This is a genomic window from Streptomyces sp. NBC_00647 (genome assembly GCF_045207245.1).
Taxonomy (GTDB): Bacteria; Actinomycetota; Actinomycetes; order Streptomycetales; family Streptomycetaceae; genus Streptomyces.
This window is the reverse complement of the sequence record NZ_CP109040.1, coordinates 3,511,639-3,527,581: the sequence shown is the minus strand read 5'-3', so window position 1 is coordinate 3,527,581 and position 15,943 is coordinate 3,511,639. Positions and strand designations below refer to the sequence as shown.

Below are 15,943 nucleotides of genomic sequence, written 5' to 3'. Positions count from 1 at the left end.
GGGCGGCGGGCCGTCTACTGGAAGCGGACGGTCCGCCTCATCATGCCCGTCGCGTGCCGCGCCGGCCGAGCCCCGGGGCGTGTGATCGGCACCGGGTGTGGGATGCCTCACGCCCATCGGGGACGACACGCGCAACAACCGTGGGGAATGGCCCTATTGCGGGGTGATTACGGACTCCTCCACCGTCGTCAGCCGGGCGGCTCCCCCCGCGCGTCCGCCTCCGCCCCGTGTCTCCCGTGCCTGCTCGAGGCGGAGCGCGGCCGAACGGCCGTGCAGCGTCAGGGTCATCAGCTGATTGCCGAACCAAGGGCCGCCGGCCTTGCGCCAGTCGACCGACGGGCGCCCGCGGCGGCCGTGCCGGGCGAGGAGCCCGCCGAGCATCCGGGCCGGGTGGCTCCAGCCGAACCGGAAGCCGAGCCGTATGGAGAGCGGGATGGAGTTGTGGACGGGGGAGCAGGTCAGCTGGAGAACCCGGGCGGCGGGCTGCCGGGCCGGGTCGGCCCAGACCGGCTCGGCGACGTAGGCGTGGTGCACGTCTCCCGACAGCACGCACACCGTCGCCGGCGCGTGCTCTCCCGACCCGGCCTCGGCGATCAACTCCGCCAGCTCCTCGAACGACTCCGGGAAGGCCGCCCAGTGCTCCAGATCGGCCCCGCGGCGCAGCCGCTCGCCGAACCGCGCCCATCGAGCGCCGCGTTCGCCCCGGCACAGCACGGCGTCCCATGTCTCGGCCTGGTGGATCAGCGGGGGCAGCAGCCAGGGCAGGGAGGTGCCGATCAGGAGATGGTCCCGGGAGTCGGGAGTGTCCAGGGCCTGCTCGCGCAGCCAGGCCGCCTCCCCCGGATCGAGCATCGCGCGGTGCTGCTCGTCCAGGACGCGGGCCGAGCGGGTGTCGAGCATCAGGACCCGGGTCCGGCCGAAGTCGCGGCGGTAGCTCCAGCGGACCGAGGCCGGGTCGGCGTCGGCCTGGGCGGCGAAGGCGCGCAGCACGTCCGTGCCGTCGGGGGTCTCGCGCACGGCGGCGTACAGCAGGTCCCCGGCGAGCTCGCCCGGCGAGAGGTTGCCGAGGTGCTGGTGGACCCAGTACGACATCAGGCCGCTCAGCACCCGCTCGCGCCACCACGGGGTCGCCCGGATCTCGGCGAGCCAGGCCGCGCTGGTGTTCCAGTCGTCGATGACGTCGTGGTCGTCGAAGATCATGCAGCTGGGCACGGTGGACAGCAGCCAGCGGATCTCGGGGTCGAGCCAGGATTCGTAGTACAGGCGGGTGTATTCCTCGTAGTCCGCGACCTGATGGCCCGGGGGATCCGCCAGGCCCCGCCGCGCGGCGATCCACGCACGGGTCGCCTTCGACACCTCGTCCGCGTACACCTGGTCGCCCAACAGCAGCAGCACGTCCGGGCGTTCGCCCTCCGGGGCCGCGGCGATCCGGGCGGCGAGGGTGTCCAGGGCGTCCGGCCCCACCGGGTCCTTCTCGTCCGCGGGCGGTGCTGCCCAGCGGCAGGAGCCGAAGGTGACGCGGACGGCGGAGTCGTCGCCCTCGGGGGTGCTGACGACCGACGGGGGAAAGGGCGAGTCGGGCAGTGGCCAGACGGTCGTGTCGTCCAGCAGGACCTCGTACGCGGTGACCGTGCCCGGTGTCAGTCCGCTCACCGGCACCAGCGCGTAGTGATGGCCCGCGATCTGGAACGTACGGGCCTGTCCGCGGGAGCCGTCCGCGCAGCGCACCTCGGCCGTGCACGGGCGGCTCGCCTCGACCCAGAAGGTCGCCGACGAACCGTCCACGTACCTCAGCAGCGGTCCCAGGCGCAGTTCCGCCATGATGATCCCCCTCCTCCGTCGCCCCGTACGGTACGGAACGACGGAGGCCGGTGGGGAGGTTCCGGAAACCGTGGTGAACACCGTGGGGGGCGATGTCCGGAACCCGGGGGACCGGAGGCCGCCGACCGTGGGGGACCGGCGGCCGCCGGTGGGTGGGGCGGCGCGGGTCAGCAGCCGCTCAGGACCGAGGTCAGCTTGGTCTTCTCCGCGGAGTCGACCTTGAGGTTGTAGTAGTACTTCACCTGGACCCAGGCGCGGACGTAGGTGCAGGCGTACGCGGTGCGCGAGGGCATCCAGGTGGCCGGGTCCTGGTCGCCCTTGGCCTGGTTCACGTTGTCGGTGACGGCGATGAGCTGGGGGCGCGTGAGGTCGTTGGCGAAGGCCTGGCGCTGGGCGGTGGTCCAGGCGGAGGCGCCGGAGTCCCATGCCTCGGCGAGCGGCACGAGGTGGTCGATGTCGAGGTCGGAGGCGGCCGTCCAGGTGGCGCCGTCGTAGACCGAGTACCAGCTGCCGCTGGTGGAGGCGCAGGCCGAGTCGGTGACGACGCCGCTGCCGTCGCGCTTCAGGACCGTCTCGCGGGTGTTGCAGGCACCGGAGATGGTGATCCAGTGGGGGAAGAGGTCACGGTCGTAGCCGGTGCGGTTCTCCGTCGCGACGGTGAGGGACGCGAGGTAGGTGCGGGCGGTGGCCGCGCTGACCGGGGTGGGGAGGGCGGCGGAGGCGGTCGGTCCATTGAAAACACTGGCCATGGCTATCAGACCCGTGAAGGCTGCGAGTATGCTCAGTCGTCGACGCGCGTAGACTTTCGGCATGCGAACTCCCTTGGGGTGTGGGGGCGTTGGAGCGAGCGAACGAATGCTCGCGGCGTCGTGTTGCCGGGAGGTAAGTGCGCGGTTAGAAGCTAGTGACACGTACATGACATAACAAGGTTCATGACAGAACTTTCGGTTCCGTGGGATCTTCCGGCCCCGGGACTTTCGGCCCTGTGGGGCCGCTGCGGGGGTCGCGTACTATGGACGGCGCAGAAGGGGAGTAGCTCTTCGCCGGACCGTCGACATACTGCTCAGCTCGTCTGAGCCGGCGCCCGGAGGCAGGCCTCGTTTCACGAGGCCGGCCAGCGAGACCTTCGGCAAGCAGTGCACTTGCCCGTGCCGGGCCCTTCCGGCGGGGGTGCTTCTGCCCGTACCTCCCGGTGCGGGTGTCGCTGTGTGCTGCCGTGCCGAGGTGTCGCGCAGTCACAGCACGCGCAGTCGCAACACTCTCGGCGGGGCAGCCCGACCGATTGAGGAATTTTGATCAGCTTCAGCGTGATGGCGCTCGTCTTCGGTGTCGTCTTCCTTGCCGAGCTGCCGGACAAGACCGCCCTCGCCGGCCTCGTCCTCGGCACGCGCTACCGCGCCTCGTACGTCTTCGCCGGTGTCGCCGCCGCGTTCGCCGTCCACGTGTCGCTCGCCGTCGCGGCGGGCAGTGTGCTGACGCTGCTCCCGCAGCAGATCGTGCACGCGCTCACCGGTGTGCTGTTCCTCGGCGGTGCCGCGGTGCTGCTGATGAAGAAGGACGAGGGCGAGGGGGAGATCCGCAAGCCGGAGAACCAGAGCTTCTGGAAGGTCTCCGGGGCGGGCTTCATGCTCATCCTCGTCGCCGAGTTCGGCGACCTCACGCAGATCATGACGGCGAACCTCGCCGCGCGGTACGACGATCCGCTGTCGGTGGGGCTCGGTGCGGTGCTGGCGCTGTGGGCTGTCGCGGGGCTGGGGATCGTGGGCGGCAAGGCGCTGATGAAGCGGGTGCCGTTGTCGTTGATCACCAAGGTGGCGGCGGTTCTGATGCTGGGGCTCGGGGTCTGGAGCCTGTACGAGGCTGTCGCGGGCTGAGCCTTCTGAGTCGCTCGCGCCGGCGTTCGGGGGTGCGGGTGGCTGCCGCCGTGCCTGCCGGGGTGTGTGCCGCCGTGCCTGCCGCCGTGTCTGCGAGGGTGTGCCTCCCGGGGTGCCTGCGGGCCGGTGCGTCGTGGGTCGGGGCCGTGCCGGTACATCCCAGTCCGTCGCCGTTGGATCAGACGTCAGTTCTGAACGGGAACCGCTGCTCGATCCGGACGTAAGCGACGGACATCAGGGATGTACCGGCACGGCCCCTCCCGTGCGTGGACCGGTGCGGGTGCTTCGTGCTTCATGCTTCGTGGCTCGTGGCATTGGGGGCGTTCCTCTCGCAGGTGAAAGGCCGTGGCGCGGGGTGCCGGCGCTTCTGGTGGGTGGGGGGCGGTGGCGCTGGGGGAGGTTGTTTTGTATGTTGTAGGAACAAAGTGGTTCCCGTCCGCACCTCCCTGACCGGCGGACGGGGCCGCCTTGTTTCCCGGGGGGCATGTTGGACCTCCCTATCTGCGCCTTGGAGCATGCCGATGACGACGGCCACCACCGTTCTGACCGCCCGCGCCTTCCTGCTCGACATGGACGGCACCCTCGTCAACTCGGACGTCGTCGTCGAGCGCTGCTGGCGCGGCTGGGCCGACCGGCACGGGCTGGACGGGGACGAGGTCATGAAGGTCGTCCACGGCAGGCAGGGTTACGCCTCGATGGCGGTCCTGCTGCCGGACCGGCCCATGGAGCAGAACTACGCGGACAACGCGCGGATGCTGGCCGAGGAGACCGCCGACATGGACGGCGTCGTCGCGATTCCGGGAGCACCGGAGTTCCTCGCCTCCCTCGCCGGAGTGCCGCACGCGCTCGTCACCTCCGCGGACGTGGCGCTGTCGACCGGGCGGATGGCCGCGGCCGGGCTCGGGCTTCCCGATGTGCGCGTCACCGCCGAGTCGGTCGGCGCCAGCAAGCCCGACCCCGAGGGCTTCCTGAAGGGGGCGGCCGAGCTGGGCGTCGCACCCGAGGACTGTGTCGTCTTCGAGGACTCCGGTGCGGGGATCGCGGCGGGGCGGGCCGCCGGAATGCGGGTCGTCGGGGTCGGTCCTCGGGCGGGATTCCACGGGCCGGATGTGCTCGTACGTGATCTGACCGAGGTCCGGGTCGAGGCCCTCGCGGACGGGACAGTCCGCCTTCACATCGGCTGAGGGCTGCCCTCCGTATCGACGGGGGTCGCCGGGTGGGGTGAGGTGGCTGGGGTGGGGATTTTCGCCCCCTCCGCCCCTACCCGTCCCGTACCTGGGGCTCCGCCCCGGACCCCGCTCCTCAAACGCCGGAGGGGCTGGATCCTCGCCACGAAGCACCCGCAGCCGACCGCGCGCGGGAGGGGCCGTGCCGGTACATCCCTGATGTCCGTCGCTTACGCCCGGATCGAGCAGCGGCTCCCGTTCAGAACTCACGTCTGATCCAACGGCGACGGACCGGGATGTACCGGCACGGCCCCGACCCACCCACCGGGCGGCCCGACCCGGCCCCCCGCCGGCTACGGCTCGGTCGTCTCCGCCTCCAGGCCGGCCCGGGTGGCGGTGCCGTAGACCCCCGGCTCGTCCCCCGAGATGCCCCGCGCCCACTGGTACCAGCGCACCGCGTCCTCGAGGTGGCGGTCGAACCGGCCGTCGGCGTTACGCATGTACATCCTCAGCTGGGTCATCCGCAGCTGGAGTTCGGTCACCTCGGGGCCGCTGTCGCCGCGTCGCAGGGTCTGCGCGGACACTCCGTTCGAACCGCTGCCCGTGGACGCCGCCGATCCCGTCGCCGTCGCCTTCGCGCTCGGGGACGTGGACGCGGGGGCCGACGTGGCCGACCGGGACGGTGTCGCCGAGGTGTCCGACTCGGACGCCGACGGCGACGCGCTCGCGCTCAGGGAGGAGGTGGGAGCCGACGGCGCCGAAGACGTGGCGGACGTGCTCGCGGACGGCGACCCCGAGGTCTTGTCGGACAGCACCTCCGGCGCGCTCGCGCGGACGTCCTTCGGCAGTGCCTCGTCCCGCGCGGGAGTGTCGTACGACAGCAGTCCGCTCGCGAACCCCGCCGCGGCCACCATCGTCACCACGACTCCGGCGACGGCGATGACCCCGGTTCGCCGGCTGCGCCCCGGTCGATCGGAGGCAGGGGTGCCCGATCCGGGCTCGGGGGAGCGGTCCTGGAAGAGGCGGACGTCGGTGGCACGCGCCTCCGACGGGAGCGCCTTCAGTCGCATGGTCGCGTCGGCGGGAACCGGGGCCGGGCCCCTGGTCGCGTCGGCCGGAACGGCGTTCAGTCGCATGGTCGCGTCGGCCGGAACGGCGTTCAGCGGCATGGTGGAAGAGGCGGCGTCCTCTCCGTTCGCCGGGGGCATCGGCATTCCGCCGGCCGGCGCGACCCCGTTCGACCACGCGTCGTCGCCGTGCACCGGCGCCGTGCCGTGAAGAGGCGCTCCAGAGCCGTCCATCGGCGCTCCAGGGCCGTCCAGCGGCGTGGAGGTGCCCTCCGGGGCCCAGGAGCCCGCCCCCGCGGTCCAGGCGGCGGGGCCGGGGTCACCCGGGACCGCCGGGTCCGGACGGCCCGCGTTCGTACCGGGCGACCGGCCCCCTCCGGGATGCCCGGAACGCTCCGGGCCCAGCTCCACGTAGGGCCGGATGCGCAGCGGGTTGAAGTCCTCCGTGGCCGCGGCCTCCGCCGTGCGCGCGTCACGCAGGGCGTCGGACGCCCTGCTGGTGCAGGCGCAGGACGGGGTGCCGTCCTGCGCCCGGTGTGCGGCGCACTCGGGGCAGACATGCCCGGTCGGTTCAGTCACGAGTGGGTCCCTCCCCCTGAGATTTCCAGAGATTATCCGGATGACCTTCATACAACCTTCAAGCAGCCCCCCGGAATCCGGGATTCCGGGCGGCTCGACAGGCCATAACCGGACACACCGATCAGGATGGAGGGTGACCGGGACCCTCGGGGCTCAGGGAGGCCGCATGACCGGGGACGCGCACGGTTCGGACACACCGCCCGGCCGGGGGACGGAAGGCGCGGACGAGCCGACCGGCGTCGGTACGGGCGGTCCGACCGGCCTGCACGAGTCGATCGAGGTGAGTGAGTCCGCGGTGCGGCGCCGCACGGCGGCCGCCACCGACGCCCGGGACACGGTGCACGGCAGCGTCTTCGTGTCCATCGGCGCGCTGCTGCTCGGCATGCTGCTCGCCGCGCTGGACCAGACGATCGTCTCCACGGCCCTGCCGACCATCGTCAGCGATCTCGGAGGCCTGGAGCATCTGTCCTGGGTGGTCACGGCGTATCTGCTCGCGTCGACGGCGGCCACCCCGCTGTGGGGCAAGCTCGGTGACCAGTACGGCCGCAAGAAGCTGTTCCAGGCGGCGATCGTGATCTTCCTGATCGGATCGGCGCTGTGCGGCATGTCGCAGAACATGGGCGAGCTGATCGCCTTCCGGGCGTTGCAGGGGCTCGGCGGCGGCGGGCTGATGGTGCTGTCGATGGCGATCGTCGGCGATCTGGTCCCGCCGCGTGAACGGGGCAAGTACCAGGGGCTGTTCGGCGCGGTCTTCGGTGCGACGAGTGTGCTCGGGCCGTTGCTCGGCGGGCTGTTCACGGAACATCTCAGCTGGCGCTGGGTCTTCTACATCAACCTCCCCGTCGGCGTCGTCGCGCTCGCGGTGATCGCGGCGGTCCTGCACATCCCGAAGAAGTCGGCCCGGCACGTCATCGACTACTTCGGTACGTTCCTGATCGCCGCCGTCGCCACCTGCCTGGTCCTGGTGGCCTCGCTGGGCGGCACCACCTGGGACTGGGACTCGCCGCAGATCATCGGTCTCGCCGTCCTCGGCGTGGTCCTCGTCGTCGCCTTCGTCGTGGTGGAGCGGCGCGCGGCCGAACCCGTGCTGCCGCTCAAGCTGTTCCGGGTCCACACGTTCACGCTCTCCGCGATCATCAGCTTCATCGTCGGCTTCGCGATGTTCGGCGCGATGACCTACCTGCCGACGTTCCTCCAGGTCGTGCAGGGTGTGTCGCCCACGATGTCCGGCGTGCACATGCTGCCGATGGTGTTCGGGCTGCTGCTGTCGTCCACGGCCTCCGGCCAGATCGTCAGCCGTACCGGCCGCTGGAAGGTGTTCCCGATCGCCGGCACCGGGGTCACCGCCCTCGGCCTGCTCCTGCTGCACCAGCTGGACGAGAACAGCGGCACGGGCGAGATGAGCGCGTACTTCTTCGTCTTCGGCCTGGGCCTCGGCCTGGTCATGCAGGTGCTGGTCCTGATCGTGCAGAACGCCGTGTCGTACGAGGACCTGGGCGTCGCCACCTCCGGCGCGACCTTCTTCCGGTCCATCGGCGCCTCGTTCGGCGTCGCGATCTTCGGCACGGTCTTCGCGAGCCGCCTCGGTGACAACCTGACGAAGGTGCTGGGCGGGCAGCAACTGCCCCCCGGCATCACCACGGACTCCCTGAAGGCCGACCCGAAGGGGATCGGCCAACTCCCCGCCGATCTGCAGCAGCCCGTCCTGCACGCGTACGCGACGTCGATCACGGACGTCTTCCTGTACGCCGCCCCGGTGGCCCTGCTCGGCTTCGTCCTGGCCTGGTTCCTGCGCGAGGACAAGCTGCGCGCCTCCGTCACGGCCCCCGACGTCACGGAGACGCTCGCCAGCAACCCGGTCGAGCGGTCGTCGTACGACGAGGTGTGCCGGGCGCTGTCCGTGCTCGGCACCCGGGAGGGGCGCAGGGAGATCTACGAGAGGATCACCGCGCGCGCGGGCTACGACCTGCTGCCGGCGGCGAGCTGGCTGCTGCTGCGGATCAAGAAGTACGGGTGGGCGGAGCCCGCTCTCCTCGCCGAGCACAGCGCCGTACCCCTGAATGTCGTCCTGGCCGCCACGCGTCAGGTCGAGGAACGCCGGCTCGCCCGCCGCGAGGGCCTGGACCTGGTCCTGACCGACGCGGGGCACGAGGCCGCCGGGAAGCTGTCCCGGGCCCGCGAGGAGTCCCTCGCCGAACTCCTCGGGGACTGGTGGGGGCCGGACCGCCCGACCGACCTCGCCCAGCTGGTCGCGGAGCTGAACGACGAGATGTGCGGCTCCCTCGCGGACCGGCCCCACGACGAGCGCATGCTGCTCGGCCGGCCCGAGGGAGAGATGGGCTGAGCATCAGCCGGTCAGGTCCTTGCGGAACCAGTGCTCGGCGTAGGCCTCGTCGTTGTGCGCCGCGGTCTCCTCGTAGCCGTGCCGGGCGTACAGCGCCCGCGCCTCGACGAGGTCGCCGCGGGTGTCGAGGACCAGCCGCCGGGCGCCCAGGCCGCGAGCGGCCTCCTCGGCCGCCGTCAGCAGGAGGGGCGCGCCGCCCTTGCCGCGCAGGTCCTCCCGGACGAAGACGCGGCTCAGCTCGCCCGTGGTGGCGTCGATCATCCGCACCCCCGCCGTGCCGCCGGGCTCACCGTCGTAGCGCGCGACGAGCAGTACACCCGTCGGCGGCGCGAACTCGCCGCCGGTGTGCGCGGCGACCTCGCGCTCCAGCTCGCCGGGGTCCGTCGTACGCCCTTCGTGCAGCAGGTACCACCGGTCGCTGACCTCCGTGTAGTACGCCCGCCAGAGCGCGGCGGCGACGGGGGAGTCGAAGGGCTCGGGGGCCACGCTCCAGGAAGCGGGCGTGCCGGAAGGCGATCGGGTCATACGGGTCATTGTCGTCGGGTGCCCCACCCGGCACGCAACCGGATTGCACGCGGTCCCGAACAGCTCGGCGAGGAGCGGGCGTTGCCGGTGCTCCGGGGTGGGCGACGGACGGGTCGTCGGCGGGCGGCCGGCTCCGGGGCCGCGGCGGTCGCGTCGTGCGGGGGCCGTTTGAGGAGCGCCTTCCGGGCAACCCGGTCCAGGAACCGGCCCGTTGGGTCGAGAACCCCGGAAGGCACCCATGTCCACAGGCGTGATCATCGCTCTGATCGTGATCGTGGCGGCCGTTGCCGTTGTCGCGGCCGCCCTGCTGCTCCTCAACCGAAGGCCGCCCGGCGGGCGCACCCTGCGGCGGCGCTTCGGACCGGAGTACGACCGAACCGTCGCCCGGCACGACGGCGACACCAAGGCCGCCGAACGCGACCTCACCGAGCGCGTGAAGCTGCACGGTTCGCTGCGCGAGCGGCCGCTCGAACCCGCGGCCCGCGAACGGTACGCGGCCGGCTGGACGGCAGCCCAGGAACGCTTCGTCGACTCGCCGCGGGAAGCGGTGGCCGAGGCCGACCGGCTGCTCGGTGAGCTGGCCGGAGCGCGCGGGTTCCCCGACGAGGGCCGTTACGAGGAGCAGGTCTCCGCGCTCTCCGTGCACCACGGACACCATGTCCACGGCTACCGCCGCGTGCACCGTGCCGCGCTGGCCCGTACCGGCGGAGGCGGCCAGAACGGCGGCGCCGACACCGAGCAGATGCGCGAGGCGATGCTGGAGGCCCGCGCCCTCTTCGACGACCTGCTGACCCCGACCCGTCAGGACACCTCTCCCGACCGTGTGCGCGGCACGGACGACGTGAGTGAGCCCCGGCCCGCCCATCCGGAGCGCGCCAGGAGGTTCGGCATGAGCAAGGACGCCCCGAGCCCGGAGCCTGCGGGGACGACGGAGAGCACCGCGCGCGCCCCGCGCACCGAGCGCACCGAGACCACGGAGAACTCCACCCCCGACACCCGCTCCCGCCACCTGCCCTGGTCCTTCACCAGGCGTCAGGCGAAGGGGAGTTGAGGAAGGTGAGCACCATGAAGCCAGACCAGGATCCCGAGCGGACCCCCTCCCGCGAGCCGGGTGCGACGAAAGGCCGTGTGCCCCAGGTACCCGCCGAGCGCTCCCCGGACGACCGGGCGATGGCCGGCGAGAGCGCGGCGGACCGAGCGAACGAGAACCGCGAGGAGGCCGAGGAAGTGTCGCGCCGCGAGGCACTGAAGGGCCAAGTCGATCCCCCGTCCGCCGACTCAGCCCCGGGCGACCGGGCGAGGAACGGCGACGCTGCGGCGGCCCGGACGGCCGGGGCCGGTGCGCCCGACCGCGAGGCTGCGGGTGTCTCCTCCGACGAGCGGGCGAAGCCGCGTGCCGACCGTACGGGCCGTGCGGGTGCCGGCGCCACGTCCCGCGAGACCGGCGGCCCCGCGGTGCCTCCCACGCCCCGTGCCGCCGACGCGGCGCGCCGCGACGGTGAGCGGCGGGACGCCGGGGGAGCGCTCCCCAAGGGCGGCCCGGCGGACACCGAGGGCCACGCGGACGCGCGGGCGGAAGGCGGCTCCGGGCACGACGAGCGGCTGCTGCCGTTGGACGAGCACGACAAGTTCTCGCTGCGCATGCGGCACGCGGTCGGCGGGTTCGTCGACGGGCCGCAGGCCTCCGTGGAGGAGGCCGATCATGTGCTGGAGGAGCTCGCGGGCCGGTTCACGGAGGCCGTGACCCGGCGGCGGCGCACCCTGCGTACGTCCTGGCAGTCCGGCGGCGAGGGCAAGGCGACGGACTCCGACACGGAGCGGCTCCGCCTCGCCCTGCGGGACTACCGCGAGATGACCGAGCGGCTCCTGAAGCTCTGAGCGGGCTCGGACACCTCTCCACTCACCGGTGAGGCCGCGCCCCGGACCATGTTCCGGGGCGCGGCCTCACGGCGTTCGCGCGGACCGTCGTGTCCCTGCGCCGCGCGGCCCATCGCGCCGCGGGACTCCGCCGGATCGCGTCCGGCATTCCCGCGGTCGTCCTCCGTGGTCTCAGGCGGTTCCGCCGTCTCCCCGCTCCCCGGGTGGCCGGGCCTCGGGGTCCGGGTCCGCGCGGGCCGCGTGCCACTCCCGCACGATCTTCTCCACGTCGTAGGGCTTGAGCCCGAGGGGAGGTCCCGGCGGCGGCTTGAACATGACCTCGCGGATCTTGGCGTTGATGTCCTCGACGATCCGCCGCACGGCCCGCTCCGAGGGGGCCGCGGACGCCGCGACGAGGGCGTCCTCCGCCTCCTTGCGCAGGGCCAGGGTGGGCGGCAGGACCGACAGCCCCTCACGGGCCATCTTCCGCTTGATCCACCAGAGTTCGTCGTACGGCGTGTCGGTGACCTCCGGCAGCGGCTTGCCCGCGCCGGGGAGTTCCGCGAACTCGCCGCGGGCCTCCGCCTGGCGGATCTGCCGGTCGACCCAGGACTCGAAGCTGACGCCGGGTGGCTTGCGCTCGGTCATGCGTCCATTGTGCCGGAGGTCGCACCATGACGGGAAAGGTCGAATTATCATGCGGCGGCGGCGAAGCAACGACGTTTCGCGCCAGCATCATTGGACCAGCACCTCACGAAGGAGCGCGCGTGCTCGAACTCACCATGGCCTCGGTGTCCGGGGCGGACGCCGGCGCGACGGCCGGGATGCTGATGGCCGACGCGCCGAGCGACCCCGGGGCGATGCTGCGGGTGGGCCGGGACCGGGCCGTGTGCCGTCTCGCGACCCCCGACGACTGGCTGTTCGTGTCCCGGGTCCACCTGGAGTTCCTCTGCGGCCCGGACGGCTCCTGGCAGGTGACGTGGCTCCGTGGTTCCCACACGGAGCCGTCCTCCGAGGTCCGGCTGATCCTGGCGGGGCTGGCGCCCCAGCCCCTTCCGTACGGCGGGACGGCCAGGCTGCCGACGGGCGGCTCCGGTGAACTCGTCATCCACGACCGCACCGGCCCCCGCACCGTGAACGTGGGCTTCTATCACGAGGCCTAGGACGGGCTTCGGCACGGGACGGTGCGAAGGTCCGGGGCCGAAGGGCCGAAGGGCGAGGGCCTGTGCGGCTGTGCGGCAGTGGCGGCGGGGCGGGACGAGGGGATCAGGCGAGGACGCGTGCCAGCGCGAACCCGTCGTACCCCTTGCTGCCCACCGTCTGCACCGCCGTGCCGTTCAACTTCGGGTGGGAGGCGATCAGTTCGAGTGCGGCCCGGGTGCCCCGCACGCTCGGGTCGGTGCTCGCCCCGTCGGTGACGGCTCCGTCGCGGACGACGTTGTCGAGGACGATGACGCCGCCGGGCCGGGTGAGCCGGACCGCCCACTCGATGTAGTGGGCGTTGTTCACCTTGTCCGCGTCGATGAAGACGAAGTCGAACGGCTCCGGGTTCTCGTCCGCCAGCTTCGGCAGCGACTCCAGGGCGGGCCCCACCCGCACCTCGGTGACGTCGTCGAGCCCGGCCCGGGCGAGGTTGGCGCGCGCGACCTCGGCGTGCCGGGGGTCGTACTCGAGGGTGATCAGCCGCCCGTCGGCGGGCAGGGCGCGGCCCAGCCAGATCGTGCTGTAGCCGCCGAGCGTGCCGATCTCCAGGATGCGGCGGGCGCCCTGGATCTCGGCGAGCAGCTGGAGCAGCTTGCCCTGGTTCGGCGCGACGTTGATGGGGGGCAGTCCGGCCGCGTCGCTGTCGCGCAGCGCGGCGGCCAGGGTCTCGTCGGCGGGGGCCAGGAGGGTGGTGAAGTGGGCGTCGACGTCGTTCCAGACCTGCGACTCGCTCATGCACCGGGCCTTTCGTATGCCTAGTTAGATGCACTAAGTACTTCCGTGGACGAACTTAGTCCTCGACGCCGGTGCCTGCCAGCCGGATTCGGGCGCCCGGGGCCCGGTCTCAGCCGATCGGCGGCGGGACCCGCACCGGAGGGGGAGGCAGGACCGGACGGCGGCCGCGGGCCCGCACGAACGCCGCCACCACCACCGCCATGAGCAGCAGCACCCCGCCCACCGTCGGCAGCCACACCGGTGTCCCGCCCACCCTCAGCAGCCGGTCCTCGTAGATCACCCGCCGATGGGCCGCGTCCGTCGCGGTGCGGCGCAGATGATGGTCGCCGGAGATCAGCGACGGCCGGGGGAACTCCTGGTCGACGGCGGTGAGGAAGTCGGTGCCGCCTTCGGTGAACCGGGCCAGCGGGTCGGAGGCCGCCTCGACGCGGCCCGCGAACACGACCTCGGGCCGGTCGCCGCCGATCGCCGTGCGCGGCTCCATGCGGTGCGCGGCGAGGATGTACAGGCCGAGCGACTGCGGGGTCTGCGCCAGCCGGGAGAGCCGCATCGGGTAGATCAGCTCGTCGCTGGCGAAGGTGAGGTGGAGGGGGTCGAGGGTGCCGCCCAGCGGAGCGCCGGACTTCTCGGGGGCCAGCCGGATCGCCACGTACTCCCAGCCCAGGTCGACGTACGGGCGCAGCGCCCGGTCGAGCCGGGACGGCAGCCGGAATCCGTTGTCCGCGAGCCAGTCGCCGAGGGCGCCCGGGTCGGTGGCGGTGAGCCGGGCGACGTCGAAGGGGCCGAGGCGCTCGCGGCCGACCACGTTCACCGAGGGCGCCGTCGCGCCGGCCCGAGGGGCCGCCGCGGTGTCGGTGTCGTGGGTGAAGGGCCAGTCGCCGTCGCGCGGCCAGAAATGGTGGCGGGTCCGGTGCTCGGGCGCGGTCGCCTCGGCGAGCCGGTCGAACAGTGCGCTGCTGCCGAGTTCCACGGTCGCCCGGTGCGGGACCGGCATGATCCACGCGGCCTCGCGGGCGTCGCCGGTGACGGTCAGGGACATCACGATCTGTTCCTCGTGGCCGTCCCAGCGGACGGCGGACAGCTCGCGGCCGACGCCGACGTGCCGCTGCGCCTCCGGCACCATCGCGCCGCACCCGCACGCATAGGCGGGTGCCACCAGGGACCCCAGCTGGAGCATCAGCAGCGTCAGGAGGACGGCAGGCAGCCGCCCCCGTATCCACGCCCGCATCCGCCCTCGTTCGCCATTCGGCAGTTCCGCGCGCATCCCCCGTAGCCCTTCCGTCGTGCCGTCGGACAGGGACTCAGACGACACGACGGAGGCCGCGGTTCCAGGGCGCGCCGCGGGAGGCGCGGCGTCAGTGCCGCGCGGGTTCCACCGCGGGCGCGGAACCCGGCAGGGGGCGGCCCGCCGACTCCGTCATGAACCACACGGCGACGCCACCGATCACGGCCGCGGCCATCATGTAGTAGGCGGGCATCATCATGTTCCCGGTCGCTCCGATGAGGGCCGTGACCACCAGCGGGGTCGTGCCGCCGAAGAGCGAGACCGAGATGTTGAAGCCGATGGAGAGCGAGCCGTAGCGGACCCGGGTCGGGAAGAGCGCCGGGAGCGCGGCGGGCATCGCGGCGGTGAAGCAGACCAGCAGCAGGCCGAGGGCGCCCATGCCGAGCGCGATCGCGAACAGGCTGCCCTGGCGGATCAGCAGCAGCGCCGGGACGGACAGGGCGAGGAAGCCCACGCAGCCGGCGGCGATCACCGGGCGGCGGCCGATCCGGTCGGTCAGCGCGCCCGCGAAGGGCTGCACGATCATCATCAGCGCCATCACGCCGAGGACCACGAGCAGACCGTGGGTCTCGTCGTACTTGAGCTCACTGGTCAGGTAGCTCGGCATGTAGGACAGCAGCATGTAGTCGGTGACGTTGAAGACCAGGACCAGGCCCACGCACAGGAGCAGCGCGCGCCACTGGCCGGTGATCATCTCGCGCAGCGGCACCTTCGGGCGGTCGGCCTCGGACTTCTCGATCTCCGCGGCGAACGCCGGGGTCTCCTCGAGACGCATCCGCAGATAGAGGCCGATGATGCCCATCGGGCCCGCGATCAGGAACGGCACGCGCCAGCCCCAGGACAGCAGGTCCTCGGTGGACAGCAGGGCGGTCATGAGGGTCACCAGACCCGCGCCGCCGATGTAGCCGGCGAGCGTGCCGAACTCCAGCCAGCTGCCGAAGAAGCCGCGCTTCTTGTCGGGCGCGTACTCGGCGATGAAGGTCGAGGCGCCCGCGTACTCGCCGCCGGTGGAGAAGCCCTGCACCAGACGGGCCGCGAGCAGCAGGACCGGAGCGCCGACGCCGATGGTGGCGTACGACGGGATCAGACCGATCGCGAAGGTGCCCGCCGCCATCATGATCATGGTGAGCGCGAGGACCTTCTGACGGCCGATCCGGTCGCCGAGCGGGCCGAAGACCATGCCGCCGAGCGGGCGGACGAGGAAGGCCGCGGCGAAGGCGCCGAAGGTCGAGAGCAGCTGGGCGGTCGGATTGCCGGAAGGGAAGAAGACCTTGCCCAGGGTCACCGCGATGTAGCTGTAGACACCGAAGTCGAACCATTCCATCGCGTTGCCGAGCGCTGCCGCCTTCACGGCGCGCTTGACCAGCGCGGGGTCGGTGACGGTGACCTCGGGGGAGGCCGGGCGGGCGGGGGTCGGGACGAGTGCCGCGGGGGCTGTCGGGGTCGCGGTCGGCAAGGGCCTTCCTTTCGCCGGGGACAGGGACGGG

Annotated in this window: 14 protein-coding genes; 6 read left to right on the top strand and 8 right to left on the bottom strand. The window is 72.3% G+C overall.

Annotation, left to right across the window (positions count from 1 at the left end):
* Positions 1–153: 153 nt before the first annotated feature.
* Both OG788_RS15555 and OG788_RS15550 read right to left on the bottom strand, forming a co-directional pair.
* Entirely contained in the window at positions 154–1,821 is a 1,668-nt protein-coding gene (locus tag OG788_RS15555; RefSeq protein WP_406371418.1) for an alkaline phosphatase D family protein, read from the bottom strand.
* Positions 1,822–1,988: 167 nt separating this feature from the next.
* Complete coding sequence (locus tag OG788_RS15550) at positions 1,989–2,633, bottom strand: HNH endonuclease family protein (protein WP_351553813.1); 645 nt, start codon at positions 2,631–2,633, stop codon at positions 1,989–1,991.
* A gap of 480 nt (positions 2,634–3,113) precedes the next feature.
* Between OG788_RS15550 and OG788_RS15545 the strand changes: the two genes are divergently transcribed.
* Positions 3,114–3,695 carry a TMEM165/GDT1 family protein gene (locus OG788_RS15545; protein ID WP_406371416.1) on the top strand — a complete coding sequence of 194 codons (582 nt, stop codon included), beginning with the start codon at positions 3,114–3,116 and terminating at the stop codon, positions 3,693–3,695.
* 515 nt (positions 3,696–4,210) lie between these two features.
* The gene (locus tag OG788_RS15540) at positions 4,211–4,879 is read left to right on the top strand and encodes an HAD-IA family hydrolase (protein ID WP_406371414.1); all 669 of its coding nucleotides are present in this window, start codon (positions 4,211–4,213) and stop codon (positions 4,877–4,879) included.
* A 335-nt stretch (positions 4,880–5,214) separates the two neighbouring features.
* On the opposite strand, the gene OG788_RS15535 is transcribed toward OG788_RS15540, so the two are convergent.
* Positions 5,215–6,507, bottom strand: coding sequence for a peptidoglycan-binding protein (locus OG788_RS15535; RefSeq protein WP_406371413.1), 1,293 nt, complete (start codon positions 6,505–6,507; stop codon positions 5,215–5,217).
* A 166-nt stretch (positions 6,508–6,673) separates the two neighbouring features.
* Here OG788_RS15535 and OG788_RS15530 point away from each other — a divergent pair, with 166 nt between their 5' ends.
* Positions 6,674–8,851: an MDR family MFS transporter gene (locus tag OG788_RS15530; RefSeq protein ID WP_406371411.1), complete on the top strand. Its 2,178-nt coding sequence runs from the start codon at positions 6,674–6,676 to the stop codon at positions 8,849–8,851.
* A 3-nt stretch (positions 8,852–8,854) separates the two neighbouring features.
* Here OG788_RS15530 and OG788_RS15525 read toward each other — a convergent pair whose 3' ends face one another.
* Positions 8,855–9,376 (bottom strand): GNAT family N-acetyltransferase, encoded by a 522-nt coding sequence (locus tag OG788_RS15525; protein ID WP_406371410.1) that lies wholly within the window; start codon positions 9,374–9,376, stop codon positions 8,855–8,857.
* Positions 9,377–9,614: 238 nt separating this feature from the next.
* On the opposite strand from OG788_RS15525, the gene OG788_RS15520 reads away from it, so the two are divergent.
* Both OG788_RS15520 and OG788_RS15515 read left to right on the top strand, forming a co-directional pair.
* A complete protein-coding gene (locus tag OG788_RS15520) occupies positions 9,615–10,427 on the top strand; it encodes a hypothetical protein (protein WP_406371408.1) in 813 nt (270 codons plus the stop codon).
* A gap of 14 nt (positions 10,428–10,441) precedes the next feature.
* A complete protein-coding gene (locus OG788_RS15515; protein ID WP_406371407.1) occupies positions 10,442–11,254 on the top strand; it encodes a hypothetical protein in 813 nt (270 codons plus the stop codon).
* Positions 11,255–11,425: 171 nt separating this feature from the next.
* Here the strand turns inward: OG788_RS15515 and OG788_RS15510 are convergent, their stop codons facing one another.
* The gene (locus OG788_RS15510) at positions 11,426–11,881 is read right to left on the bottom strand and encodes a DUF1992 domain-containing protein (protein WP_406371405.1); all 456 of its coding nucleotides are present in this window, start codon (positions 11,879–11,881) and stop codon (positions 11,426–11,428) included.
* 119 nt (positions 11,882–12,000) lie between these two features.
* Here OG788_RS15510 and OG788_RS15505 point away from each other — a divergent pair, with 119 nt between their 5' ends.
* The gene (locus OG788_RS15505; RefSeq protein ID WP_356754345.1) at positions 12,001–12,396 is read left to right on the top strand and encodes a hypothetical protein; all 396 of its coding nucleotides are present in this window, start codon (positions 12,001–12,003) and stop codon (positions 12,394–12,396) included.
* 103 nt (positions 12,397–12,499) lie between these two features.
* On the opposite strand, the gene OG788_RS15500 is transcribed toward OG788_RS15505, so the two are convergent.
* The 3 genes from OG788_RS15500 to proP form a co-directional block, all read right to left on the bottom strand.
* The gene (locus OG788_RS15500; protein ID WP_406371403.1) at positions 12,500–13,171 is read right to left on the bottom strand and encodes an O-methyltransferase; all 672 of its coding nucleotides are present in this window, start codon (positions 13,169–13,171) and stop codon (positions 12,500–12,502) included.
* A gap of 109 nt (positions 13,172–13,280) precedes the next feature.
* Positions 13,281–14,399 carry a DUF2330 domain-containing protein gene (locus OG788_RS15495; RefSeq protein WP_406371401.1) on the bottom strand — a complete coding sequence of 373 codons (1,119 nt, stop codon included), beginning with the start codon at positions 14,397–14,399 and terminating at the stop codon, positions 13,281–13,283.
* A 127-nt stretch (positions 14,400–14,526) separates the two neighbouring features.
* On the bottom strand, positions 14,527–15,912 hold the full coding sequence (gene proP / locus OG788_RS15490; protein ID WP_356754351.1) for a glycine betaine/L-proline transporter ProP: 1,386 nt from the start codon (positions 15,910–15,912) through the stop codon (positions 14,527–14,529).
* Positions 15,913–15,943: the final 31 nt, after the last annotated feature.

What these genes read in the sequence shown, in the direction of transcription:
- OG788_RS15540 (WP_406371414.1), top strand. Translation starts at nt 4,211, where the DNA reads ATGCCGATGACGACGGCCACCACCGTTCTGACCGCCCGCGCCTTCCTG.
- OG788_RS15525 (WP_406371410.1), bottom strand. Translation starts at nt 9,376, where the DNA reads ATGACCCGATCGCCTTCCGGCACGCCCGCTTCCTGGAGCGTGGCCCCC.
- OG788_RS15510 (WP_406371405.1), bottom strand. Translation starts at nt 11,881, where the DNA reads ATGACCGAGCGCAAGCCACCCGGCGTCAGCTTCGAGTCCTGGGTCGAC.
- OG788_RS15495 (WP_406371401.1), bottom strand. Translation starts at nt 14,399, where the DNA reads ATGCGGGCGTGGATACGGGGGCGGCTGCCTGCCGTCCTCCTGACGCTG.
- OG788_RS15520 (WP_406371408.1), top strand. Translation starts at nt 9,615, where the DNA reads ATGTCCACAGGCGTGATCATCGCTCTGATCGTGATCGTGGCGGCCGTT.
- OG788_RS15550 (WP_351553813.1), bottom strand. Translation starts at nt 2,633, where the DNA reads ATGCCGAAAGTCTACGCGCGTCGACGACTGAGCATACTCGCAGCCTTC.
- OG788_RS15530 (WP_406371411.1), top strand. Translation starts at nt 6,674, where the DNA reads ATGACCGGGGACGCGCACGGTTCGGACACACCGCCCGGCCGGGGGACG.
- OG788_RS15515 (WP_406371407.1), top strand. Translation starts at nt 10,442, where the DNA reads ATGAAGCCAGACCAGGATCCCGAGCGGACCCCCTCCCGCGAGCCGGGT.
- OG788_RS15555 (WP_406371418.1), bottom strand. Translation starts at nt 1,821, where the DNA reads ATGGCGGAACTGCGCCTGGGACCGCTGCTGAGGTACGTGGACGGTTCG.
- OG788_RS15500 (WP_406371403.1), bottom strand. Translation starts at nt 13,171, where the DNA reads ATGAGCGAGTCGCAGGTCTGGAACGACGTCGACGCCCACTTCACCACC.